This window comes from Streptosporangium sp. NPDC023825, assembly GCF_040639575.1.
In the GTDB taxonomy this organism is placed as follows: domain Bacteria; phylum Actinomycetota; class Actinomycetes; order Streptosporangiales; family Streptosporangiaceae; genus Streptosporangium.
Genome location: NZ_JBFAAE010000041.1, coordinates 35,154 through 57,135, shown reverse-complemented (window position 1 = coordinate 57,135; position 21,982 = coordinate 35,154). Strand labels below are relative to the sequence as shown.

Below are 21,982 nucleotides of genomic sequence, written 5' to 3'. Positions count from 1 at the left end.
CAGTGAGGCATATGTGAGGTTAGTCACATTTGTGCGATCCCGGCGGCGCGGGGGCCGTCCTTCACTCGCGCTTTGAACCCTCTTGACCCCCGGGGCCCCCTCCATACGAAAAACCGTTTCCCGGCGACCGTTCTCCGCCGTCCTTTACCCCCGGAATCCCCCACGCGTAGCCGCGAATGGCACGGGGAGACAAAGGTAAAACACGACCGAACAAAGTTCGACGATCATTCCCCCGGAGGGGGAAACGATCGGAAAGAAACCTTAGAAAAGGCTCCCACCAGGGAGTTCGTCAAGTCCAGGGAACGTTCGTGGGAGTAATACTGCCACCATGTCAAATGGGTTCTCGCATACCGTAACGCTATGGACAGCGACAATCTCCTAGGTGAGTTCCTGCGCGCTCGGCGTGAACTCACCACCCCCGAGCAGGTGGGGCTCCTGCCCGCCGGTTCCCGGCGGACACCGGGGCTGCGCCGGGAAGAGGTGGCGATGCTGGCCGGAGTCAGCACCGACTACTACATCCGCTTGGAGCAGGGACGGGAACGTCATCCGTCCGAGCGAGTGCTCGGCGCCCTCATGCAGGTCCTCAACCTCAGCACCGACGCCGCGGCCCACATGCACCAGCTGGCGCACCCCGGGCCGCGGCAGTCCAGAACCGCCGAGCGGCCGGCCCGGGTCAAGCCGGCACTGGTACGGCTGATACGGAGCTGGCCCTACACCCCGGCGATCGTGACCAGCCGCTGGATGGACGTGCTGGCCTCGAACCAGATGGCCGACGCCCTCTACGACGGGCTGAAACACCGGGACAACCTGCTCCGGCTGATCTTCCTGAACCCCGACTCCCGCCGGTTCTACCGCGATTGGGAGGAGTCCGCCCGCACCAAGGTGGCTCAGCTGCGCGCCATCGCGGGCGCGGACCTCGACGATCCCCACCTGACCGAGCTGGTCGGCGAGCTCTCGCTCAAGAGCACGGACTTCCGCCGGATGTGGGCACGGCACGAGGTGTCCAGCGAGAACGTCGCGACCAAACGCTTCCGTCACCATGACGTCGGCGACCTGACGCTCACGTACGAGGTGTTCAACATCAACGGCTCTCCCGGCCAGAAACTGATCGTCTTCCAGGCCGAGCCCGGAAGCCCTTCCGCGCACGCTCTGGACCTGCTGGGCAGCCTCGCGGCGCTGACGTCACCATGAGGGGGCCGCGACCGCGCTCGATCCAAGCGCGCTACACGATCATCACGACGATGCTGTTGCTGGTCATCCTCGCCGTGGTGGGAGCGAGCATCGACATGGCGATCCGCTACCGGATCCAGGACGACGGCTTCGGCAACGCCGAGCGGGTCGCCAGCCAGTGGAGCGCGCTGGTGCGGATCGGCAGCATCCCGGAGCCGATCCCCGCCGCCGCCCCGGTCGACCTCGTCCAGCTGGTGAACTCCCGCGGCGTGGTCATCAACTCCAGCAGGCAGGCCGCGGGCCTGCCGCCGATCAGCACGAGCCGCCCCCCGGCCGACGACCGGTTCCAGCAGCTGACCGAGAAATCCGTCATGGTGATGGCCATCCGGGTCTCTCCCGCGGCCGACTCCCCGGTGGTCTACGCCGGCGTCGAGGAACCCGCCATCCTGCACAAGCACCACCTGGAGTACTTCATCAGCGCGGGTGTCCTCATCCTCCTGGCCCTCGCGGCCTGGATGACCTGGTGCGTCGTGGGACGGACGCTGCGCCCGGTGGAGGCGATCCGCGCGCGGATGTCCGAGATCACGGTGAGCGACCTGAGCCTGCGGGTGCCCATCCCCCGGGGCGAGGACGAGATCGCCCTGCTCGCCTGCACCGCCAACCAGACGCTGGCCCGCCTGGAGGAGGCCGTGGAGCAGCAGCGCCGTTTCGCCTCCACCGCCTCCCACGAGCTCAGGACCCCGATCGCGGGCCTGCGCGTGCAGTTGGAGGAGGCCCTGCTCTACCCCGACGACGTCGATCCGCGCGACACCATCCGGGCGGCGTTGACGGCCAGCGGCCGGCTGGAGGCGATCGTCAACGACCTGTTGCAGCTGGCCAGGCTGCGCAACGCCGATCCGGCGCCGCAGGAGCTGATCGATCTCGGCGCCCTCGTGACGGAGGAGGCGGCCCAGGGCACCGGAATGCCCGTACGGGTCCAGGTGACCGCCCGCGTACAGGTCCGGGGCTCCCGGATCCAGCTGATCCGGGTGGTGAACAACCTGCTGAGCAACGCGCGGCGGCACGCCGACAGCCGCGTCGAGGTCTCCGTCGGCTTCGCGGACGGCAAGGCCGTCGTGGCCGTGGTCGACGACGGCGCGGGCATCGCGCCCGCCGACCGCGAGCGCGTCTTCGAACGCTTCACCCGCCTGGACGACGGACGCCTGCGCGACTCCGGCGGCAGCGGTCTCGGCCTCGCCATCTCCCGCGACATCGCCCACGCCCACCAGGGAACCCTGCTGATCGAGGACTCGCCGCGAGGGGCGCGGTTCGTCCTCCGGCTCCCGCTGGAGGACGCGCAGCCGCTCGGGGCCGGCCCGGAGGGCCGGCACGCCGGGGCGGGGAAGGCCGCCTTGCCCGCCGGGAGGGCGAAGGGCAAGGAGCCCGCCCGCGAGGAGGCCCCTCGCAAGGAGAACGCCTCCCGGGAGGAGGGGGTCCGGAAGGAGAACACCGGCACGGAGGGCCCCGTCAGCTCGGCCGGTCACCGCCGGCGGTGACCGGGGTGACGGCGCGGGGCCGGTGGCAGGGCCGGTGGACGCGCGGTGACGCGCGGGGCCGGTGGACGCGCGACGACGGGTGCGCCGATCGAGGGTTCAGCGGTAGCCCTGGGCGTCGGACTCCTCGTACTCCTCCTCGTCGCCCCGGAACCTCGGCGCCCAGCGGGAGGGCATCAGCACCGGCAGGAACAGCAGGATGCCGAGGAGCGCGTAGACGCCCGTGGTCAGCAGCAGGCCCATGCCACGACCGGCCTGCAGGAGCACCTCGTGGAAGGTCGGATCGTCGGGGACCAGGCCCATGGCTCGCCTGACGTCCAGGGCGTAGACCACGGTCCAGGCGAGCAGGACCATGGACGGGACGAAGGCCGCCAGCGGGGAGACGCGCCCGGCGACCACCAGGCCGACCAGGAGGCCGATCCCGGCCATCACCCCGAGGGCGATCCAGGTCTTCGAACCGCTCTCCGCGGGAAGGGGCACCAGGCTCGCCCCCGCCTCCTGCACGGCCCAGCCCGCGCCGAAGAGAAGCACGGCCGCCACGACCAGCCCCACAAGCACCCCAACGACGTGCCGCATCGCCACCACCTCGGCTCGAAGGACCTGTCACGGTCGCGGCAACCATAGCGACAAAAACTTCAGAACGGCAGACATCCCGCAGCGTGAGAACATATGGGTCACCATGCGCGCCCGCCTCCCGTTACGCCTCACGCGCGCGGCCACCTTCTCGGCCGTCTGCCTGGCACTCGCCGTCCTCGGCCACGCGGCCGCGGGCGGTTCCTGGCCACGGCCGTGGGTGGTGGCCGTGGCGGGAGCGGCGGTCATGGTGACGGCCGTGCTGCTCGCCGGGCGTGAGCGGTCGATGGTGACGATCAACGCCGGGCTCGCCACCCTGCAACTGTCGCTGCACGAGCTGTTCGCGCTCGGTGGCGTCGCGGGGATCCCACCCCCGCACCCGCACGTCAGAGGGCTGGGCGAGAGCCTCGGCATGCTCGTCGCGCACCTCACCGCGACCTTGATCACCGGATGGTGGCTGGCCCGCGGCGAGAGCGCCCTGTGGGTGCTGCTCCGCTCGGCCGGTCGCCGCCTCGGCGCCATGTTCCCGCTGCTGCGGTCCCCCGCCGCGGCCGCCGTCCCGCCGGGTCCCGCGTACGTCCCGGCCGCGCCCGTTCCCGCGCCCGCCGTCCTCCGTCACTCCGTCAGCCGGCGCGGTCCTCCGCTTCCCGCCGCCTGACCCGACCCCGGAAAACCCGAAAACCCGAAGTGGAGAACCCCATGTCGCTCACGCATGCCTGCCGCCGCCTGGCCGCCGTCACCGCCGGTGTCACCGCCCTCACCCTCGGTCTCGCCCTTCCCGCCCTCGCGCACGTCACCATCAATCCCGGCAGCGCCCAGCAGGGCGGCTTCACCAAGGTCGCCTTCCGGGTCCCGAACGAGCGCGACGACGCCTCGACGACCAAGCTGGAGGTGACCTTCCCCACCGACCACCCCCTGGCCTTCGTCTCGGTCAAGCCGGTGCCGGGCTGGGACGTCAAGGTGGTGGAGGGCAAGCTGCCCAAGCCGGTCACCACCGAGTACGGCGAGCTCACCGAGGCGGTCACGAAGGTCACCTGGTCGGGCGGGAAGATCGATCCCGGCCAGTTCCAGGAGTTCGAGGTGTCCATGGGCGCGCTGCCCACCGACACCGACCAGCTCGTCTTCCCCGCCACCCAGACCTACAGCGGCGGCGAGGTCGTCAAGTGGGCGGACGAGCCCAAGGCCGACGGCTCCGAGCCCGAACGCCCGGCCCCGACGTTGAAGCTCACCCCCGCCTCCGCCGAGGGAGACGGTCACGGCGCCTCCGCCACCCCCTCGGCCACGGCCCCGGCGGTGTCGGCGCCGTCGGTGGCTCCCGTCGCCGCCGCGGAGAGCTCGGACGGCACCGCCCGCCTTCTCGGCGGGGCCGGGCTGGTGCTCGGGCTCGCCGGGCTCGTGGTCGCGGCGTTCGGCCTGCGCCGGGGCCGCGCCTCCTGACCGCCTCCTGACCGCCTTCCGGCCGTCTTCGGTCTCCTTCCGATCGCGCGGGGCGGCCCCGGGAATCCTCCTTCCCGGGGCCGTCCCGCGTTTTCCGTCACCGGCCGCGGCCGCCCGCCTCGCGGGAGGGTGCCGCGTCGCGTACCTCCCGGCCTCTCGCGGCGCCGGCCCGTCACCGTGCCGTAAAACGGGGCGGCGAGCCGCGCGTTTCGGAAATGTTTGCAGCTCAGGGCGGCGTTCTACTGTTATGCCCGTCACATCGCTTCCCTTATACCGGCCCATCACCTCCCCCTTCCGCGGCACCGCCCGTTCCGTCGGCCGGAGCCGCCGGGCAACGTTCTCCCGCCCCTCATGGAGGTCCTCGTCATGCGGCACAGCACGCGCGCCACAGCGCTCGCCGCGCTCTCCGTCGTCCTGCTCGCCCTAGCGGCCTGCGGCGTGCCGCCCCGCCACCTCTCGCAGTCTCCGCCACCCGAGATCAGAGCCGCCGACATCGAGAGGGCCCTGCGGACCGAGACCACGCTGACGTTCTGGTCGTGGGTGCCCAACCTTCAGAAGACAGTGGCGCTGTTCGAACGGAAATACCCCAAAATCAAGATCAATCTGATCAACGCCGGCCGATCCAGGGGTCAGTACGCCAGGCTCCGGGCGGCGCTGAAGACCGGCACCGGCATTCCGGACGTGGCGCAGATCGAGTACTTCGCGCTGCCCCGCTTCGCGTTCTCCGGAGTCGTGACCGACCTCAACCCGTACGGCGTGGAAAAGCTGGCCAAGAAGTTCAGCCCCTCGGCCTGGGACCAGGTGGACCTCAACGGCAGCGTCTACGCGGTCCCCCAGGACACCGGCCCGATGGCCATGATCTACCGGAAGGACGTCTTCGACCGGCTCGGCCTGACACCGCCGGCAACCTGGGCGGAGTTCGTGAGGGTCGCCGAGAAGATCAGGAAGAAGGATCCCCGCGTCTTCGTCACCAGCGTCGACCCGACCGACTCCGGCATCGCCGACAGCCTGATCTGGCAGGCGGGCGGGCGGCCGTTCGGCATCGAGAACGCCACGACCCTCCGGATCGACCTGCAGGACGAGGGGACCAGGCAGTGGGCGAGGCTGTGGACCAGACTGACGCGGGAGAAACTCGTCGAACCTGACGTGACCTGGACCAACGCGTGGTGGAAGAACATGGCGAGCGGCAGGTACGCGCTGTGGATAACGGGCGCCTGGGCACCCGGCGTCATCGAGGGCGCGATCCCGGAGACCAAAGGCAAGTGGCGCGCCGCACCCATCCCCCGCTGGGACGCCGGGAAACCGGTCAACGCCGAGAACGGAGGCTCCGGCGTGTCCGTGCTCTCGGCGAGCAAGCACCGGCTCGCCGCCTTCGGGTTCGCCCGCTGGCTGAACTCCGACCCCGAGGCGGTCAGGTCGCTGAACACCGTCTCCGGGGTCTTCCCCGCGACGACCTGCCTGCTGGGGGACAAGGAGTTCCTCGACGTCGAGATCCCGATCCTGGGGGGTCAGCGGGCGAACAGGCTGTTCAGCAAGGGCTCCGCGCAGGTGGTGAAGGGCTGGCAGTACCTGCCGTTCCAGCTCTACGCCAACGGCCTCTTCGGCGACAGCGTGGGACGGTCGTTGTCCAACGCCACCGACCTCGACATCGGCCTGAGGGCCTGGCAGCTGCAGCTCAGCGCCCACGCGCGGCGGCAGGGCTTCAGGGTCTCCCCCGGAAAATGAGCCTTCCCATCGACTCCTTCACCGCCGGCACTGTCGCGGGAGGCGGCCTGCACTGTCGCCAGAGGTATGGACGACGGGACGAAAACCCCGGTGGTCGCGCGGTTCCGGACCACCGGGGCATCGAAGGCGAACTCTCCTGACGCACGGGCATCCGGATTCCCGGATTCCCTGTTTCCCGGACTTCCCGGGCTTCCAGCGGGGGAGGCGCGGTGGGTCAGGCGGTGATGTCCTTGCCGGTGAAGCGCGCCCAGGCGATGGAGCCGAAGACGACGGCGTAGGCGGCGAAGACCAGCAGCCCCTGCCCCATGTCGCCGGTCGCCACCGGATCCCGCAGGACCCCGTCGAAACCGTTCCACCAATCGGTGAGCAGGTACGGCCGGATCGCCGACAACTGCGGGATGACTCCCAGCACCTGGGCCACGATGACGACGACCACGGTCGAGGCGATCGCCCCGACGGACACCTCGGTCAGGGTCGACAGGGCCAGCGCGACGGCGGCCAGCGCGGCCATGCCCGCGGTGACGTACAGCACGACGACGCCGATTCGCAGCACGCCGTCGAGGAAGGGGATCGTCCCCCCCGACAGCAGCGTGATCGGACCGGCGGGGAACAGCAGCAGGCCGGTGAGCAGCGCGGACAGTGCCACGACGGTGACGGCGGCCAGGCAGAAGAGGATCACGCCGACGTACTTGACGGCCAGCAGGCGGGTCCGGCCGGCCGGGGCCGCGAGCAGGTAGCGCAACGTGCCGATGCCCGCCTCCCCGGCGATCGAGTCTCCGGCGACGACGGCGACGGTGACGGGCAGCAGCAACTGCACCAGGACCGAGAGCGCGGCGAAGGTGAGGAACAACCCGTTGCCGGTGACCTGCTCGAAGATCGCCGGCCCGCCGCCCCCGCCGCCCTCGTCGCCCATGGATCCGCCGAAGGTCCGCAGCACGATCCCGATCAGCACCGGGATCACGGCGAGCACCGCGAGCATGGCGAGGTTCCTCGGCCGCCGGAAGATCAGGCCGGCCTCCGAGCCCAGCAGCCGCAGCCACGCCCGGGGCGCGCCCACCGCCCGCCCGGCGGGGGCCGGCCCCCCGGAGACGTGCCCGCCGCCCGCGAGGGCCGTTCCCTGCGCGGGGCCCGCCCCCGTGGCGGGCTCCCCGCCGGGAGTGGTGCGTGTGGCGTTCTCTGTGGACACGGCTTCCTTCCCGCTAACCGTCGACATCGAATCCCTCTCCGGTCAGGCCCACGAACATGTCCTCGAGGCTGGGCCGCTGGACGGCCAGGCCGCGGACGGCGACGCCGCCGCCGACCAGGGCCGCGCACACCCGCTCGGGCACGTCGGTGCCCAGCGCGGCGCTGACGTCACCGTCGCCGAGACGCACATCCGGCAGGCCGAGCCCGGCCAGCACGGCCGCCGCCTCGACGGTGTCGGGGGTCTCCACCCGGATCCTGACCGTCTCCCCCGCCCGCAGCTCGGCGATGGCCCCCTGGGCGACGAGCCGCCCGGTCCGCATGACGGCGATGTGGGAGCACATCTGCTCCACCTCGGCCAGCAGGTGGGAGGAGACGAACACCGTCGTCCCCTCGGCGGCGATCTCCTTGACCAGGCCGCGCACCTCGCGGGTGCCCTGCGGGTCCAGGCCGTTGGTCGGCTCGTCGAGGATCAGCAGCTCCCTCGGGCCGAGCAGCGCGGCGGCGATGGCCAGCCGCTGGCGCATGCCGAGCGAGTAGGCCCGGTAGCGCTTGCGGGCCGCGGCGGCCAGGCCCACCCGCTCCAGCGCGTACCCGATCCTGGCCGAGACGGTGCGCGGGTCGGCCGAGGGATCGGCGGCGTCGTAGCGGCGCAGGTTGGCCTCGCCCGACAGGTAGGGGTAGAAGGCCGGTCCCTCGACCAGGGCACCCACCCTGGGCAGCACGCCGCCCGCTCCGCGGGGCATCGGCGTGCCGAGCAGCCGCCAGCTCCCCGCCGTCGGGGTCACCAGGCCGAGCAGCATGCGGATCGTGGTGGTCTTGCCCGAGCCGTTGGGGCCGAGGAAGCCGAACACCGACCCGCCGGGGACGGCCAGGTCGAGGGTGTCCACGGCCACCTGGCCGCCCCCGAAGCGCTTGGTCAGCCCGCTGGTGACGATGGCGAACTCCCCGCCGGAGGGGCTCGGGGCCGGTCTCTCGCCGGTCAGCACGGCGCTTCCGCCCGACGGGTCCTCCCGGACCTCGCCGGCCGGGTCCTCCCCGCTCCCGCTGTTCCTCACGTTCTGGACGATCGGCACTTCTCCCCCACTGCTCGTCGGTTCCGGGACGGCCACGCGGCCGTCCCGGTCAGGGCTCGCGCCCTGGACGTTCACGAGCGCCCCGAGCGCTCATGAAGCGGCTGATACGTCGGATGCGCCGGATTTCCGGAACGTCGTGCGTGGCCCGGACGGCGTCCCCGATTCACGCCGCCGGGCCCTGGTCGCGGACCTCGGCCACGGACCCCGGCCGCCGGACCCTGGTCGCGGACCCCGGCCGTGAACCTCGGCCGCGCCCCCCCGGCAGGGAGCCTGACGCCGCCCAGCGCGGGGGGCGTCGGGCTCCCGGCGCCGGGCTCACTTCTGACCGGCCGCCTCGGACAGTTTCTCCGGGGTGACGGCGCCGACCAGCAGGCGGCCGTCGTCGGTCAGCAGCGCGGAGACCAGCTTGGTCTGGATGACCTTGCCACTGCCCCACGTGCCGCTGATCGGCTTGGCCGACTTCAGCAGGGTGTCGGTGACCGCGGCGGCGTCCTGTCCCGAGCCCTGCCCCGCGGGGCCCTCGCCCTGGGGCGCCGAGGCCAGTTTCGCCATCTCGGAGGCGGGGATCACCGCGACCGTGGTCCAGCCCGTACCGACGGTCCTGGCCTTCTCCCTGATCTCCTGCCCCTCCTTCAGCTTCTCGTCCCGCCGCGCGCCGTGCTCACCGGAGAGTTCGCCGATCGACGCCTCCTCGACCTTGGCCCCCGCGGGCGGGGTGAAGGTGAAGTTCTCCGCGGCGGGCGGGGTGAAGGTGACCGAGGTGAAACCGACCTCGAAGGCGGGCTCGGCCGCGCTCCTGGCGTACACCTGGATCCGCAGCGGGACGAAGGTCTCCCCGTCCAGTGCCAGCTTGACCTCCTTGACCAGGGACGAGGTGTCCTTGGGCGCGAGGACGAGCTGGTAGGCCGCGCGGTCGGCGACCTTCTCGGTGTTGGTCACGCTGACCACGGTGTCGGCGCCGATCCGTCCCAGCAGTTCCTGGGCGAGCTGCTGGGGTGTGGTCGCCGTGGGCAGCGCCTTGTGCGCGTCACCGGTGCCGACGCCCGGCTTGCCCTCTCCGAGGCCCTCGGCGCCTCCCGCCTTGACGCGGGTGGCCTTGTTGACGTCGCTCTGCCACAGCCATACCTGGTCGCCGTTGACGATCAGGTCGGTCTCGCTCATCCGTCCGGGGAGGGCGAAGCGGAACCTGTCCTCCCCGCCGTACCAGACCTTGAGCTCGTGCGAGCCCGCCAGGAGGGCGGCCGGCGAGGACCCGCCCACGCCCGGCACGCCGGGCAGTCCGGGCAGCCCGAGCGAGGCGGTCTGCATGACGGTGCCCGACATGGGCTTCAACCCGCTCCGGCTCGCCTGGGCGGCGCTCGCCAGCAGTTGCTCCGCGGTGCGCTCGGGCAGCGTGGGATCCCCCTGGACGGCGGCGATGACCGGTCCGGCTCCGATGGCTCCGGCGACCAGCGCGATCGCGGCGGCCGGTACGGCCCACCTCACCGCGCGGCCCCGTCTCGCTTGCTCAGACATCTCATTCCTCCACGGTATGCCGTCGATCCCTGTCAACAGCAGACTGCGTGACAGGTCCTGTGCCGAAGCTGAGACAGACTGAGAGGGCTCACAGGCTTCTCAGCCGTCTCTCAGGCAGGGTGGTCGAGGATGGGCACGTCCAGGTGGCGACGGGTGGTGAAAGGGGCGGTCACATGCGGGTTCTCGTCGTGGAGGACGAGCGGAGGATGGCGGCCGCCCTGCAGCGTGGCCTGCAGGCCGAGGGGTTCGCGGTCGATCTCGCGCACGACGGGGAGGACGGCCTGCACCAGGCCAGGCACGGCGAGTACGACGTCGTGGTGCTGGACATCATGCTGCCCAGGATCTCCGGCTACAACGTCTGCAAGCAGTTGCGGGCCGAGGAGAACTGGGTGCCGATCCTGATGCTGTCGGCCAAGGACGGCGAGTACGACATGGCCGACGGGCTCGACCTCGGCGCCGACGACTACCTGACCAAGCCGTTCTCGTACGTGGTGCTGGTGGCCAGGCTGAGGGCGTTGCTGAGGCGCGGGGCGAACAGGCGCCCGTCCGTGCTGAGGGCCGGGGACCTGGCGCTCGACCCGGCGCGGCGGCGGGTCACCAGGGGCGAGACGCCGATCGAGCTGACGCCCAGGGAGTTCGCGCTGCTGGAGTTCCTGATCCGCCACCACGACGAGGTGGTCTCCAAGACGGAGATCCTGGAGCACGTCTGGGACACCTTCGACACCGATCCCAACGTGGTCGAGGTCTACGTCGGCTACCTGCGGCGCAAGATCGACGTACCGTTCTCCCGGAACGCGCTGCAGACGGTACGGGGAGCGGGATACCGGCTGGCCGGCGATGGCGGCTGATCCGGCCCGCCGGACCCGCCGGGATCCCCTGGCCTCCCGGGACAGGCCCGCCGCCGGGGCGGACGCGGGACATCCCACCGGAACGGCCTCCCCCGCCGGCGCCGCCTCCCCGGCCGGCGCGGCCGCGCACGGGGGAGGGCGCGCGGTCGGCCGGTGGCGGCGCAAGAGCCTGCGCTTCCGGCTGACGGCGGTCGCCTCGGCCGTGCTGGCGGTGGCGCTGGTGGTCTCGGCCTACGTGATGATCACCGTGCTCGGCAACGCGCTGCTGGCCACCATCGACGACTCGATCTACCAGCGGGCCAGGGACACGGTCTCGCTGGCCGACGCCGGACGGCTGCCCGACGAGATGACCTCACCTGACGGCACGCTCCTGCAGGTGATCGACGGCACGGGACGGATCACCCACACGACCACCGGCACCGACAGGCTGGTGCCGCTGCTGGGCGCCGGGGAGCGGGCGGCGGCGATCGGCATGGGCGAGGCGCGCTTCCTGGACGGGAAGCCGTACGGCATCCCGCACATGCTCCGAGTCCGGGTGCTCAGCGCCGACCGGGGGCAGACGGTGATCGCGGCGCGCCCCTTCAGCGAGGTGCAGACCAGTGTCTCCACGGCCGGGCACGTGCTGGTCATCGGTACGCCGCTGCTGCTGATCCTGCTCGCGGGGGCCAGCTGGGTGATCATCGGCAGGACCCTGCGGCCGATCGCGGCGCTGCGCCGGGGCGCGGACGAGATCACCGACACCGCCCGCTCGCGCCGCCTGCCGGTGCCCGAGGCGCGCGACGAGGTGCACAGCCTGGCCACGACGCTGAACGCGATGCTGGCCCGGCTGGAGAAGGCCGGTGTCCGGCAGCGGGCCCTGGTCTCGGACGCGGCGCACGAGCTGCGCAGCCCGCTGGCGAGCATCCGGCTCCAGCTGGAGGTGGCGCTCGGCCACCCCGAGGGGCAGGACTGGCGGGAGACGGCCGAGGGTGTGCTGGAGGACACCATGCGCCTGTCCAGGCTGGCCGAGGACCTGCTCTCGCTGGCCCGGCTGGACGAGCGCGGCGGCACGCCCGCGCGGGGGGAGCCGGTGGAGCTGGACCAGCTGGTCGCGCAGACCGTCGAGCGGTACGGCGAGGCCGTCACGGTACGGATCGCGGGCGAACCGGAGAGGGAACCGGGGAACGCACCCGGCGCAGCCGACGACAGGCCGGAAAGCGGACCCCGCACGGCCGCCGCACCGAGGAACGGACCCGGCAGGGCCGGCGGACCGGGAAGCGGACCGAGGAGTGCACCCGGCACGGCCGGCGGACCGAGGAGCGGGCAGGGAAGCGGGCCGGTCAGGGTCACCGGGGACGCGCTGGACCTGAGCCGGGTGCTGGTCAACCTGGTCGACAACGCGCTGCGGCACACCTCCGCCCCCGTGGTGGTCGAGCTGCGGGCCGAGGGGGCCGACGCCGTGCTGACCGTCACCGACGACGGGCCGGGCATCCCCGAGGCCGACCGGGAGCGGGTGTTCGACCGGTTCACCCGGCTGGACAGCGCGCGCAGCCGCGACGAGGGCGGAGCCGGGCTGGGCCTGGCCATCGTGCGCGAGACGGTCCACGCCCACGGCGGCGCCGTCCACCTGGAGGACGCCTCCCCGGGCCTCCGGGCGGTCGTACGGCTTCCACTATCTTGACCGAGGCTTGCGATTCGTCCGCTTGGCCGGGGATCGACAGGGACCTGGCGTCACACTCATGACTTCCGTTGACGGCAGCCGGCGGGAGCTTGTCCTGCGGGTCGCCACCGGCCTGTTCGCCGCGCTGGGGTACGACAGCACGTCCACGAGCCAGATCGCCGAGGCCGCCGGGCTGAGCGTCGAGGCGCTCGGCGCGGAGTTCGGCTGCAAGCGAGAGCTCTACTTGGAGATCATGGAGCACGCGTACCGCACCGATCGGGCGTCCCTGGACAAGGCGATGGAGGGGGCGTCCACGGCGACCCCCGAGCAGGCGGCGCTGGCCATCCACCGGATCATCGACCACTACCTCGACCTGTGTCTCGCCCATCCTGAGTTCCCCTCCCTCTGGATGCACCGGTGGCTCTCGGACGCCAGCGACATCACCGAGCTGGAACGGAGATACATCCAGCCGCAGCTCATCCGTATCTTCAGCGTGTTCGTCCCCGCGACGGCCGCCGGGTACGTGGACGCCGACGCCGACATGAGGTACGCCTTCTGGTCGGTGGTGTGGTGCGTGAACGGCTTCTGCCGGACCGGGATGCTCGACGAGGAGGGCAACCGTCAGAACGCGGACGACCCCGCCGCGGTGCGGCGGTTCCGCGCCTACCTGCACCAGATGGTGCACCGAGTCACCGCCCTGCCCGGCTCCCCGCCCCTGCCCTGACCTCCGCCCGGCTCCCCACCTCCATCCTGCGCCCCCGCCCCCGCCCCGGCCCTGGCCCCCGCCCCCTGCCCTGGCCTCTACCCGGCCCCGGCCCCCGCCCTGGCCTCCGCCCGGTTCCCGGCCACCTCCCGTATGCCGGGCCGGTGCGCGCCACCGGATCTCCGTACGGCACGATTTCGTGTTATTTCGTGTGATGCTGGCATTTCCCCGGCGGCCCTTGCGGGCCGCGTCCTTCCGGCCCGCGCGAGCCGTACCCCCGAGGAGACCGATGAGCCTGCCTGACAAGGGCCGCAACACCGATGAACTGCTGGCCGAGATCGCCCGCCTCAAGCAGGACGACCTGCCGGTGCGCGGCGGCAAGGTGACCGCGTACGTCTACGACACCGGACGGCCCGAGGTGCACGAGGCCGCCGCCAGGGCCTACTTCGAGATGCTGGAGGTCAACACCCTCGACCCGACGGCCTTCCCCAGCGTGGTGGAGATGGAGAAGCAGGTCGTCGGCGCGGTCGCCGAGCAGCTCGGCGGGGGGTCGGGCATCTTCACCAGCGGAGGCACCGAGTCGATCATGCTGGCGGTGAAGGCCGCGCGGGACTCCCGCGAGACGGCGGGCCGCCCCCGGATGGCGGTGCCGGTGACCGCGCACCCCGCCTTCCACAAGGCCGGGCACTACCTGGGGGTCGTGGTGGACGCCGTACCGGTGGACCCGGTGACGTTCCGGGCCTCCCCCGCGGACGTCGAGGCCGCGATCACCGAGGACACCGTCCTGGTGGTCGCCTCGGCGCCGTCCTACCCGCAGGGCGTGATCGACCCGATCGCCGAGATCGCCGGGATCGCCGCCGCGCGCGGCGTGCTCTGCCACGTGGACGCCTGCGTGGGCGGATGGCTGCTGCCGTGGCTGCGCGAGGCCGGGGCGGAGGTCCCGCCCTTCGACCTGTCGGTTCCCGGGGTCACGTCGCTCTCCTGCGATCTGCACAAGTTCGGGTACGCGCCCAAGGGCGCCTCGGTCGTGCTGTTCGCCGACCCGGCGCTGAGGCGCAGGGCGTACTTCGCCTCGGCGTCGTGGCCCGGCTACACGGTGATCAACGCCACCGTGCAGAGCTCGAAGTCCGCGGGCCCGCTGGGCGGCGCGTGGGCCACCTTCCAGGCCCTGGGCCGGGAGGGCTACCTGGAGCTCGGCCGCACCACCCTGGCGGCGGCCCGCGAGCTCCGCGAGGGCATCGCGAAGATCCCCGGGCTGCGGGTGCTCGGCGACCCGGAGTCGGCGCTGATCGCCTTCGGCTCCACGGAGGACGCGGACGGGGTGGACGTGTTCGTGCTGTCGGACGAGGCCAGGAAGCGCGGGTGGTTCCTGCAGCCGCAGCTGTCCTACGCGGGCATCCCGGCCAACATCCACATCACGGTGACCGGGGTGACCCTGCGGGGCGTCGAGGCGATGCTGGAGGTGATCGCGGAGGCCACGGAGGCGGCACGCGAACGGGGGCCCGCGGAGCTGCCGGAGGGGCTGGTGGAGCTGGTGGCGGGCCTGGACCTGGACGCGCTCGACGACGCCGCGTTCGGCGAGCTGGCGGCGGCGGTCGGGGTGGACCTGGGCGGCTCCGGACAGCCGGAGATGGCCGTGGTCAACGCGGTTCTCGACGCCCTCCCCGCCGACCGGCGGGAGGCGATCCTGATCCGCTTCCTTTCCGTCATCTACGCCTGACCTCCCCTGTCCGCTCCCGGCCATCCGCGGACGACCACATAACAAATTGGTTTACCTATGTCACGATATTGCAGTAAATATCACGCTGGCTGACGATGGGGACGCTCCACCGCCGCCCGGGATCCCCGACCGGGATGCCGGGCCCACCCCCTCCAGGAGGTCCGCGAACATGAGCAAGGCCCCCGCCCTCCGATCAGCGGGTTTGGTCACCGCCGCACTCCTGCTCGCCCTCGGCTCGGTCACCCCGGCCTCGGCGCTGCAGCACACGGATTCCGCCGGTTCCACGGATTCCACGCGTTCCACCGGTTCCATCGTCAAGGCCGACAGCGCGACCGCGCTCCCCGACAGCTACATCGTGGTCCTCAAGGGCCGGTTCAGCCGCGTCGACCGCGAACGCAGGGCACGCGAGGTCGCCGAGGGCGAGGGCGCACAGGTCGGCGCCGTCTACCAGCGTGCCGTCAACGGCTTCGCCGTCCGGGCGAGCGAGGAGCAGGCCCGGCGGATCGCCGCGCGGCCCGACGTCGCCTACGTCGAGCAGGACCAGGAGTTCACCCTGGTCGACCAGGCCGTGTCCTCGTGGGGCCTGGACCGGGCCGACCAGCGGAACCTGCCGCTCGACGGCACCTACACCGCACCGAACACCGGTTCCGGCGTGCGGGCCTACATCATCGACACCGGCATCCGGGTCACCCACTCCGACTTCGGCGGGCGGGCGCAGGCCGGGCGCGACGTCTACGACGACGACAACGACGTGGCCGACTGCAACGGCCACGGCACCCACGTATCGGGAACGGTCGGCGGCGGCCAGTACGGCATCGCCAAGGCCGTCACGCTGGTCGGCGTGCGGGTGTTCGGCTGCGGCAACAGCACCTCCACCTCGATCATCATCGAGGGCGTGGACTGGGTCACCGCCAACGCGGTCAAGCCCGCGGTGGCCAACATGAGCCTGGGTGGCAGCGCGAGCACCGCGCTCGACACCGCGGTCTCCACCTCCATCGCCTCCGGCGTCGTGTACGCGCTCGCCGCGGGCAACGAGAGCACCAACGCGTGCACCCGCTCCCCCGCGCGGCTCCCCGCCGCGATCACGGTGGGCGCCACCACCAGCGCCGACGCCCGCGCGTCCTACTCCAACTTCGGCACCTGCCTGGACCTGTTCGCCCCCGGTTCGGCCATCACCTCGGCCTGGAACACGAACGACACCGCCGCCAACACGATCAACGGCACCTCGATGGCCTCCCCGCACGTCGCGGGCGCGGCGGCGCTGGTCCTGAGCGGCAGCCCCGCCGCCACCCCGGCGCAGGTGCGCGACACGATCGTCACCAATGCCACGCCCGGCGTGGTGACCAACCCCGGCACCGGATCACCGAACCTGCTGCTGTACGCCGGAGGCGGCCCCGGACCCGGCCCCGAGCCCACCGTGGTGTACTCCGACGACTTCGAGGCCGAGCGCGGCTGGACGGTCAACCCCGGCGGCACCGACACCGCGACGACGGGCCGCTTCGAGCGCGGCGACCCGGGACAGACGTCGAGCGGCGGCGTGACCACCCAGCCCGGCACCACCCCCAGTGGCACGTACGCTCTGGTCAGCGGCGCGGCGGCCGGGTCGAGCGCGGGTGACGGCGACATCGACGGCGGTGTGACGAGCGCGCAGTCGCCGGCGATCACGCTGCCCGCGAACGGGACGCTCACGCTGTCCTTCTCCTGGTACCTCGGCCACCTGAACAACGCGAGCAGCGCGGACTACGTCCGGGTCCGCGTGGTCGGCGCGACCACCACGACCGTGCTGAACCAGACCGGCGCCGCGTCCAACCGCGCCGCCGCCTGGGCCACCGCCACGGCCGATATCTCCGGCCACGCCGGGCAGGTCGTCCGTGTCGTCGTGGAGGCGGCCGACGCCTCCGGAGCGAGCCTGGTGGAGGCCGGGGTCGACAACGTCAAGATCACCTCGCAGTAGACCTTCCTGGAGTGCGGGGCGCGCCCACGCCTCGCGGCCGGGCCACCCTTCCCCCCGAGGGTGGCCCGGCCCCTCTCCTCCTCGGAGGTCCGGTCCGTCCCCCGGGAGCGGGCCCGTTCACCCCCGGAGCGGGTCCGGCTCGCCCTTCCCCAGGTTCGCCGCCTCCGGCCCGCTCCTCTCCCGGATCGGGGCCGGCCGGTCCTTCCGGACGAGAGTCAGGCCGGGCCCGGCTCCGGCCCGTTCCCCGGCCGGTCGGGACGACGCTCTGAAATCCCCCCGCCGGTCGGGACGACGCTCTACAAGAGCGTGACCCCGCCGACCACGGCCACCAGGCGGGGCTCGTCACCGGCGGCCACCTCCAGCTCGGCCCCGAGCGCGGCCAGGTCCGCGGCGACGGCCGCGGGGTCGGGGTGGCGGGCGGTGAGGGAGGTCAGCTCCACCACGGGCAGGCCGCGCTCGGCGGGATGCGCCGTCGTCCCCCAGTCGATCAGGAACGGGACCAGGCCGTCGCCGGTGTCGTCGGGCGAGGAGGTGAGCCGCCACTCCAGCAGCTCGCCCTCCGGGGTGCGGCGCGACATCGGGTGGATCTCGCCCGGCTCGTACCCGCGCTCGCGGGCCCGCGCGACGGTCGCGTCGAGGTCGGCCGGATGGATCGCCCAGGTGACCAGGCGCGGGCCGGGCAGCAGGTCGAGGCCGAACGGCCGGGCGAGGCCGGGGTCAGGCTGGTCGGGGTCCGGACCGATGATCTCCAGGTAGCGGCGCCCGCCCAGGCCCAGCAGGTAGTTACGGGTGCCCAGGCCCACGTGACGCCCGCCCTCGGCGGGCTCGGCGCCGAGCAGGCCGGCGATCTCCCGTACGGTCGCGTACAGGTCGGGGGTGGCGTAGACGAGGTGGTCGAGTAGTTCTTCCGGCATGGGTCGGGCTCCCGTCCGTGTTCGCGGCGGGCGCGGCGCCCGCGGGAGAGGTGTGCCCGCGACGCGAGGCGAGGCGGGCGTCATCACCGGTGCCGGCGTCGGCACCGGCATCGGGGTGGCCGGGCGACGGCGTCGCGGGTGGCGCGGGTGTCGTCACCCTCACCCGCGCCCTCACCGGTACCGGAACGGTCGTCGTCACCGGCGCCGTCACCGGTGCCGTCGCCGGAACGGTCATCGGCGCAGCCTGGCGACGGTGGCCAGGGCGGCGCGGGCGGACGCGGCGTCGTGGACCCGGAAGACCCGGGCCCCCTGCCAGGCGGAGACCGCCAGCGTGGCCGTGGTCCCGGCGTGGCGCTCGTCCACCGGCAGGCCGCCGAGGGTCTCGCCGACGAAGTCCTTGTTGGAGACCGCGACGAGCACCGGCCAGCCGGTGGCGACCATCTCGTCCAGACGGCGGCTGACCTCCAGGGAGTGCCAGGTGTTCTTGCCGAAGTCGTGCGCCGGGTCGATGAGGATCGACTCCCTGGGCACCCCCGCGGCGACGGCGCGCTCGGCGAGGTCGACGGTGTAGCCGATGACGTCGGCGACCACGTCGGCGTAGGCGATGCGGTGCGGGCGGGTGCGCGGGGTCACGCGACCGGCGTGCGCGCAGACCAGGCCGATGCCGTGTTTGGCGGCGACCCCGGCCAGCTCGGTGTCGACCCCGCCCCAGGTGTCGTTGAGAAGGTCCGCGCCCGCCTCGGCGACGACCTCGGCGACCTCCGCGCGCCAGGTGTCGACGCTGACGATGAGCCGGGGGTGACGACGCCTCACCTCCGCGACCAGGTCGGCCACCCGGCGGATCTCCTCCGCGGGATCGACCTCGTCGCCGGGACCCGCCTTGACGCCGCCGATGTCGACGATGTCCGCGCCTCCCGCGACGGCACCGTCCACCGCCTCCAGGGCCGCCGCGAAGCCGTACGTCCTTCCCCTGTCGAAGAAGGAGTCGGGGGTGCGGTTGACCACCGCCATGATCGCGAACTCGCCGGGCCGGAACTCACGGCCGCGCAGGCGCAAGATAGTCATCGAGACCGAGCCTATAGCCCGGTGTCGGAGAGGACGGCGCTCCCACCTGCGCCGCCTCTGGGGGAAAACTGGGGAAAACCGATGAGCCTCGGGGCTCCTACGCGGCCGACCCACTTTCGGCCACGGACAGGAACTCCTGGGCGATGGCGGGCAACCGCCGTCGCGCGTGAACGATGGCGATCACCCGGCGGACCGAGGGATCGAGGGTGCGGACCACGAGCCCGGCGCGGGCGGCCTGCTCGGCCATCCCCCGGTACCAGAGCATCGAGGCCGTACCCGAACGGACGGTGCTCAGCCAGTTGCCGCGCTCGTCGAGCTGCGTCGCCACCACGGGGGCCACACCGTGTTTGGCGAAGAGCGCGTCGAACTCCCGGCGCCGGGAACTGCCGGGAACCGGCAGCACCAGCCGCATGCCGTTGAGTCTCCTCATCGGCACCGGGTCGGGCAGGTCCACGCCGGGCGGGGAGATCAGCACGATCTCCTGGCGTTCCAGCGGATGACTGATCAGATCGGTGGGGACGGGAAGGTCCGTCAGGCCGAGGTCGGCCCGCTGGTCCCTGATGGCGCTCACCACGCCGTCCCGCCCGTCACAGCGGACGATGTGAATGCGTACCCCGGGATGTTCGGCGGTGTACGCGGGGAGGAGGCGTCCTGCCAGCCCCGGTTCGAGGCTGGGGATCGAGGCGATGCGAAGCTCCGCCTCGGACGCGTGGCCGTGCGTGGACAGTGACTCGATCTCGCGGACGGCGTCGAGCGCCTCCCGGGCCAGCTTGACCACCCGGCGTCCCTGCGCCGTGACGACCACGCCACGTCCGGAACGTGCGAACAACGTCATCCCGAGCTCTCGTTCCAAATCCCTGATCGCACGGGAAAGGGCAGGTTGTGCGATGTACAGCGACCTGGCCGCGTCGGTCATGGTGCGATGCTCCGCCGTCGCGACCACATAGCGGAGCTGCTGCAGATTCATGGTTTGAAGCTAGGTCACGAGCCCTGGATCGGTCCGGTACATCGCGGAGATCACCTCGGATGATTTCGGAATGTAATCGAATGCAGCGACATCCGTGACGGATGATAAATCAGTATGCTTACGCCCCAAATTCGGCAAAAGTCCGGACCTGTAGCTCACATCGGACGCTCGGGTCAACGGGGAGACAGCGTGACAGGCAACGGGCACCACCCCCCACCGCCCCCTCCACCTCAGGGGCGACCCCCTCAGCCACCTCCCGGGTGGACGGCTCAGGGCCATCCTCAGCCGCCGCCACCGGGATATCCGCAGCAGCCGCCACCACCGGGACGGGGATATCCGCACCTGCCCACGTATCCGGGGCAGGCGGGCCCGCAGGGACAGGCGGGACGTCCGCCGGCACCACCGGGACAGGCGGGACATCCGCCGGCACCACCGGGACAGGCGGGACATCCGCCGGCACCACCGGGACAGGCGGGACATCCGCCGGCACCACCGGGACAGGGGAACCGTCCAGCGTCGCCGCCGGGGCACGGGAGCCACCCGGCGTCGCCGCCAGGACAGGGATTCCCTCCCGGATACGGGTACCCGCCCGCTCCCTCCCGGCCGCCGGTCCCACCCCCGCCCCCGCCCGGCCGGGGGTACCCGCCGGGACCACCGCAGGGCCACCCCCAGCCGCCGCCCCCGGGATACCCGCCGCGCTTCCCGCCCCCGCCCCCGCCGGCGCCTCCGCAGCCGCCGCCGGGACAGGGATACCCGCACCTGCCGACGCAGCCCGGGGGCTGGGCGCCGTACGGGCAGCCGGCCCCGCCACCGCCACCGCCGCCGGACCTCCGGCAGCGGCACGCCCACCCGCCGCCGCAGTGGCAGCCGCAGCGCCCTCGCTCCGGCGGTGCCGGGGCGATCGTCGGCGGGATCCTCGGCGTGTTCGCGCTGGTGTTCGTCGGGCTCGTGGTGCTGGGCGCGGTGGCCAAGAACAGCCGCCGCCCGGACCCGGTCTCGCCGATCGCGCTCCCCACCTTCGCGGACAGCAGGCCGTCGTACACGCCCACCGCGGAGCCCTCGCGCACCGCGTCCGCCGAGCCGCGGCGGACGACGGCCTCCTCCGACATCTCGGAGGACACGATCACGCCCCCGGTCAAGGTGCGGACGCTCAACACCAGCCTGGAGAACAACACGCTCTACCGGGCCGGCGGGCTGCCCAGGGTGAACTGCCCGGCCGGGTCGGCCAGCATCTACAGCCACAGCCAGCTCAAGGCGCTGATCCTCAGGACGTCCAAGTGCATGGACCGGGGCTGGTCGCAGATCATGCGCAAGCAGGGCATGGACTGGCGCCCGCCCGGCTACGCCCTCACCGCGACGAAGGGCCGCGGCGCCTGCGGCGACTTCCCCTCGCCGGGCAGCATGGTGCCGTACTACTGCCCGCGCAACACCACCATCTACGCCTCGACCAGGGCGATGGTGCGGGGGGTCGGCAACTCCGGCGGGTACGGCTCCATCACCGACTGGCACGGCGGGGTCATCAGCATGATGGCCCACGAGTACGGGCACCACGTGCAGCAGCTGTCGGGGCTGTCCGACACCTGGTGGCAGCGGTCGCTGCGGTCCAGCAGCCGGAGCGGGAAGCTCGCGCTGAGCCGCAGGTTCGAGCTCCAGGCGACCTGCTTCGGCGCGATGTTCATGCGCTCGGTCTCGGCCAGCTACCCGGTGACCCCGGCGCGGCGCAACACCCTCTACTACTTCTACTCCCGCGTGGGCGACTGGCCCGGCTACCCCCGCGACCACGGCTCCCCGGCGAACAACAACCGGTGGTTCCGCCAGGGCTACGAGAAGAACAAGGCGTTCCAGTGCAACACCTGGTTGGCGCCCTCCTCGTCCACGTCTTAGGCGACATCACGACTTAAGGGATCATTAACCACAGATTGACCATCTGTCTGTCATGTCCAGGTATGGGGACTAGAATCC

18 protein-coding genes are annotated in these 21,982 nt (G+C 72.1%); 11 read left to right on the top strand and 7 right to left on the bottom strand.

From position 1 onward, the window contains the following. The first annotated feature begins 360 nt into the window (after positions 1 to 360). The gene (locus AB0G15_RS29180) at positions 361 to 1,191 is read left to right on the top strand and encodes a helix-turn-helix transcriptional regulator (protein WP_362845898.1); all 831 of its coding nucleotides are present in this window, start codon (positions 361 to 363) and stop codon (positions 1,189 to 1,191) included. Positions 1,192 to 1,241: 50 nt separating this feature from the next. Then, positions 1,242 to 2,705 (top strand): ATP-binding protein, encoded by a 1,464-nt coding sequence (locus AB0G15_RS29175; RefSeq protein ID WP_362845896.1) that lies wholly within the window; start codon positions 1,242 to 1,244, stop codon positions 2,703 to 2,705. Positions 2,706 to 2,801: 96 nt separating this feature from the next. On the opposite strand, the gene AB0G15_RS29170 is transcribed toward AB0G15_RS29175, so the two are convergent. Continuing rightward, positions 2,802 to 3,278: a hypothetical protein gene (locus AB0G15_RS29170; RefSeq protein WP_362845894.1), complete on the bottom strand. Its 477-nt coding sequence runs from the start codon at positions 3,276 to 3,278 to the stop codon at positions 2,802 to 2,804. A 103-nt stretch (positions 3,279 to 3,381) separates the two neighbouring features. Between AB0G15_RS29170 and AB0G15_RS29165 the strand changes: the two genes are divergently transcribed. The 3 genes from AB0G15_RS29165 to AB0G15_RS29155 all read left to right on the top strand — a co-directional run bounded on the left by AB0G15_RS29165 (position 3,382) and on the right by AB0G15_RS29155 (position 6,437). Beyond that, a complete protein-coding gene (locus tag AB0G15_RS29165; protein WP_362845892.1) occupies positions 3,382 to 3,933 on the top strand; it encodes an MFS transporter in 552 nt (183 codons plus the stop codon). Positions 3,934 to 3,974: 41 nt separating this feature from the next. Further along, positions 3,975 to 4,712 (top strand): YcnI family protein, encoded by a 738-nt coding sequence (locus AB0G15_RS29160; protein WP_362845890.1) that lies wholly within the window; start codon positions 3,975 to 3,977, stop codon positions 4,710 to 4,712. Positions 4,713 to 5,078: 366 nt separating this feature from the next. Next, a complete protein-coding gene (locus tag AB0G15_RS29155) occupies positions 5,079 to 6,437 on the top strand; it encodes a sugar ABC transporter substrate-binding protein (RefSeq protein ID WP_362845888.1) in 1,359 nt (452 codons plus the stop codon). Between the two features lie 214 nt (positions 6,438 to 6,651). Here AB0G15_RS29155 and AB0G15_RS29150 read toward each other — a convergent pair whose 3' ends face one another. The 3 genes from AB0G15_RS29150 to AB0G15_RS29140 all read right to left on the bottom strand — a co-directional run bounded on the left by AB0G15_RS29150 (position 6,652) and on the right by AB0G15_RS29140 (position 10,210). After that, positions 6,652 to 7,623: an ABC transporter permease gene (locus AB0G15_RS29150; protein WP_362845886.1), complete on the bottom strand. Its 972-nt coding sequence runs from the start codon at positions 7,621 to 7,623 to the stop codon at positions 6,652 to 6,654. Positions 7,624 to 7,636: 13 nt separating this feature from the next. Then, a complete protein-coding gene (locus AB0G15_RS29145; protein WP_362845884.1) occupies positions 7,637 to 8,677 on the bottom strand; it encodes an ABC transporter ATP-binding protein in 1,041 nt (346 codons plus the stop codon). A gap of 333 nt (positions 8,678 to 9,010) precedes the next feature. After that, positions 9,011 to 10,210: a DUF2092 domain-containing protein gene (locus AB0G15_RS29140; RefSeq protein ID WP_362845882.1), complete on the bottom strand. Its 1,200-nt coding sequence runs from the start codon at positions 10,208 to 10,210 to the stop codon at positions 9,011 to 9,013. A 173-nt stretch (positions 10,211 to 10,383) separates the two neighbouring features. Between AB0G15_RS29140 and AB0G15_RS29135 the strand changes: the two genes are divergently transcribed. From AB0G15_RS29135 to AB0G15_RS29115, 5 genes are all read left to right on the top strand, one after another. Further along, a complete protein-coding gene (locus tag AB0G15_RS29135; protein WP_362682642.1) occupies positions 10,384 to 11,058 on the top strand; it encodes a response regulator transcription factor in 675 nt (224 codons plus the stop codon). Beyond that, a complete protein-coding gene (locus tag AB0G15_RS29130; RefSeq protein ID WP_362845880.1) occupies positions 11,048 to 12,718 on the top strand; it encodes a HAMP domain-containing sensor histidine kinase in 1,671 nt (556 codons plus the stop codon). The genes AB0G15_RS29135 and AB0G15_RS29130 overlap by 11 nt, the downstream gene beginning before the upstream one ends. A 58-nt stretch (positions 12,719 to 12,776) precedes the next feature. Continuing rightward, positions 12,777 to 13,421 carry a TetR/AcrR family transcriptional regulator gene (locus AB0G15_RS29125; RefSeq protein WP_362845878.1) on the top strand — a complete coding sequence of 215 codons (645 nt, stop codon included), beginning with the start codon at positions 12,777 to 12,779 and terminating at the stop codon, positions 13,419 to 13,421. 268 nt (positions 13,422 to 13,689) lie between these two features. Beyond that, positions 13,690 to 15,120 carry an aspartate aminotransferase family protein gene (locus AB0G15_RS29120; RefSeq protein WP_362845876.1) on the top strand — a complete coding sequence of 477 codons (1,431 nt, stop codon included), beginning with the start codon at positions 13,690 to 13,692 and terminating at the stop codon, positions 15,118 to 15,120. Between the two features lie 169 nt (positions 15,121 to 15,289). Continuing rightward, the gene (locus AB0G15_RS29115; RefSeq protein WP_362845874.1) at positions 15,290 to 17,074 is read left to right on the top strand and encodes a S8 family peptidase; all 1,785 of its coding nucleotides are present in this window, start codon (positions 15,290 to 15,292) and stop codon (positions 17,072 to 17,074) included. Between the two features lie 296 nt (positions 17,075 to 17,370). Here the strand turns inward: AB0G15_RS29115 and AB0G15_RS29110 are convergent, their stop codons facing one another. The 3 genes from AB0G15_RS29110 to AB0G15_RS29100 all read right to left on the bottom strand — a co-directional run bounded on the left by AB0G15_RS29110 (position 17,371) and on the right by AB0G15_RS29100 (position 20,020). After that, the gene (locus AB0G15_RS29110; protein WP_362845872.1) at positions 17,371 to 17,988 is read right to left on the bottom strand and encodes a VOC family protein; all 618 of its coding nucleotides are present in this window, start codon (positions 17,986 to 17,988) and stop codon (positions 17,371 to 17,373) included. A gap of 231 nt (positions 17,989 to 18,219) precedes the next feature. Next, entirely contained in the window at positions 18,220 to 19,053 is an 834-nt protein-coding gene (gene folP / locus AB0G15_RS29105; RefSeq protein WP_362845870.1) for a dihydropteroate synthase, read from the bottom strand. A 97-nt stretch (positions 19,054 to 19,150) separates the two neighbouring features. Beyond that, positions 19,151 to 20,020 (bottom strand): LysR family transcriptional regulator, encoded by an 870-nt coding sequence (locus AB0G15_RS29100; RefSeq protein WP_350966547.1) that lies wholly within the window; start codon positions 20,018 to 20,020, stop codon positions 19,151 to 19,153. 921 nt (positions 20,021 to 20,941) lie between these two features. Between AB0G15_RS29100 and AB0G15_RS29095 the strand changes: the two genes are divergently transcribed. Further along, complete coding sequence (locus AB0G15_RS29095) at positions 20,942 to 21,904, top strand: neutral zinc metallopeptidase (RefSeq protein ID WP_362845868.1); 963 nt, start codon at positions 20,942 to 20,944, stop codon at positions 21,902 to 21,904. Positions 21,905 to 21,982: the final 78 nt, after the last annotated feature.

What these genes read in the sequence shown, in the direction of transcription:
- AB0G15_RS29180 (WP_362845898.1), top strand. Translation starts at nt 361, where the DNA reads ATGGACAGCGACAATCTCCTAGGTGAGTTCCTGCGCGCTCGGCGTGAA.
- AB0G15_RS29175 (WP_362845896.1), top strand. Translation starts at nt 1,242, where the DNA reads ATGCTGTTGCTGGTCATCCTCGCCGTGGTGGGAGCGAGCATCGACATG.
- AB0G15_RS29170 (WP_362845894.1), bottom strand. Translation starts at nt 3,278, where the DNA reads ATGCGGCACGTCGTTGGGGTGCTTGTGGGGCTGGTCGTGGCGGCCGTG.
- AB0G15_RS29165 (WP_362845892.1), top strand. Translation starts at nt 3,382, where the DNA reads ATGCGCGCCCGCCTCCCGTTACGCCTCACGCGCGCGGCCACCTTCTCG.
- AB0G15_RS29160 (WP_362845890.1), top strand. Translation starts at nt 3,975, where the DNA reads ATGTCGCTCACGCATGCCTGCCGCCGCCTGGCCGCCGTCACCGCCGGT.
- AB0G15_RS29155 (WP_362845888.1), top strand. Translation starts at nt 5,079, where the DNA reads ATGCGGCACAGCACGCGCGCCACAGCGCTCGCCGCGCTCTCCGTCGTC.
- AB0G15_RS29140 (WP_362845882.1), bottom strand. Translation starts at nt 10,210, where the DNA reads ATGTCTGAGCAAGCGAGACGGGGCCGCGCGGTGAGGTGGGCCGTACCG.
- AB0G15_RS29135 (WP_362682642.1), top strand. Translation starts at nt 10,384, where the DNA reads ATGCGGGTTCTCGTCGTGGAGGACGAGCGGAGGATGGCGGCCGCCCTG.
- AB0G15_RS29130 (WP_362845880.1), top strand. Translation starts at nt 11,048, where the DNA reads ATGGCGGCTGATCCGGCCCGCCGGACCCGCCGGGATCCCCTGGCCTCC.
- AB0G15_RS29125 (WP_362845878.1), top strand. Translation starts at nt 12,777, where the DNA reads ATGACTTCCGTTGACGGCAGCCGGCGGGAGCTTGTCCTGCGGGTCGCC.
- AB0G15_RS29120 (WP_362845876.1), top strand. Translation starts at nt 13,690, where the DNA reads ATGAGCCTGCCTGACAAGGGCCGCAACACCGATGAACTGCTGGCCGAG.
- AB0G15_RS29115 (WP_362845874.1), top strand. Translation starts at nt 15,290, where the DNA reads ATGAGCAAGGCCCCCGCCCTCCGATCAGCGGGTTTGGTCACCGCCGCA.
- AB0G15_RS29110 (WP_362845872.1), bottom strand. Translation starts at nt 17,988, where the DNA reads ATGCCGGAAGAACTACTCGACCACCTCGTCTACGCCACCCCCGACCTG.
- folP (WP_362845870.1), bottom strand. Translation starts at nt 19,053, where the DNA reads ATGACTATCTTGCGCCTGCGCGGCCGTGAGTTCCGGCCCGGCGAGTTC.
- AB0G15_RS29100 (WP_350966547.1), bottom strand. Translation starts at nt 20,020, where the DNA reads ATGAATCTGCAGCAGCTCCGCTATGTGGTCGCGACGGCGGAGCATCGC.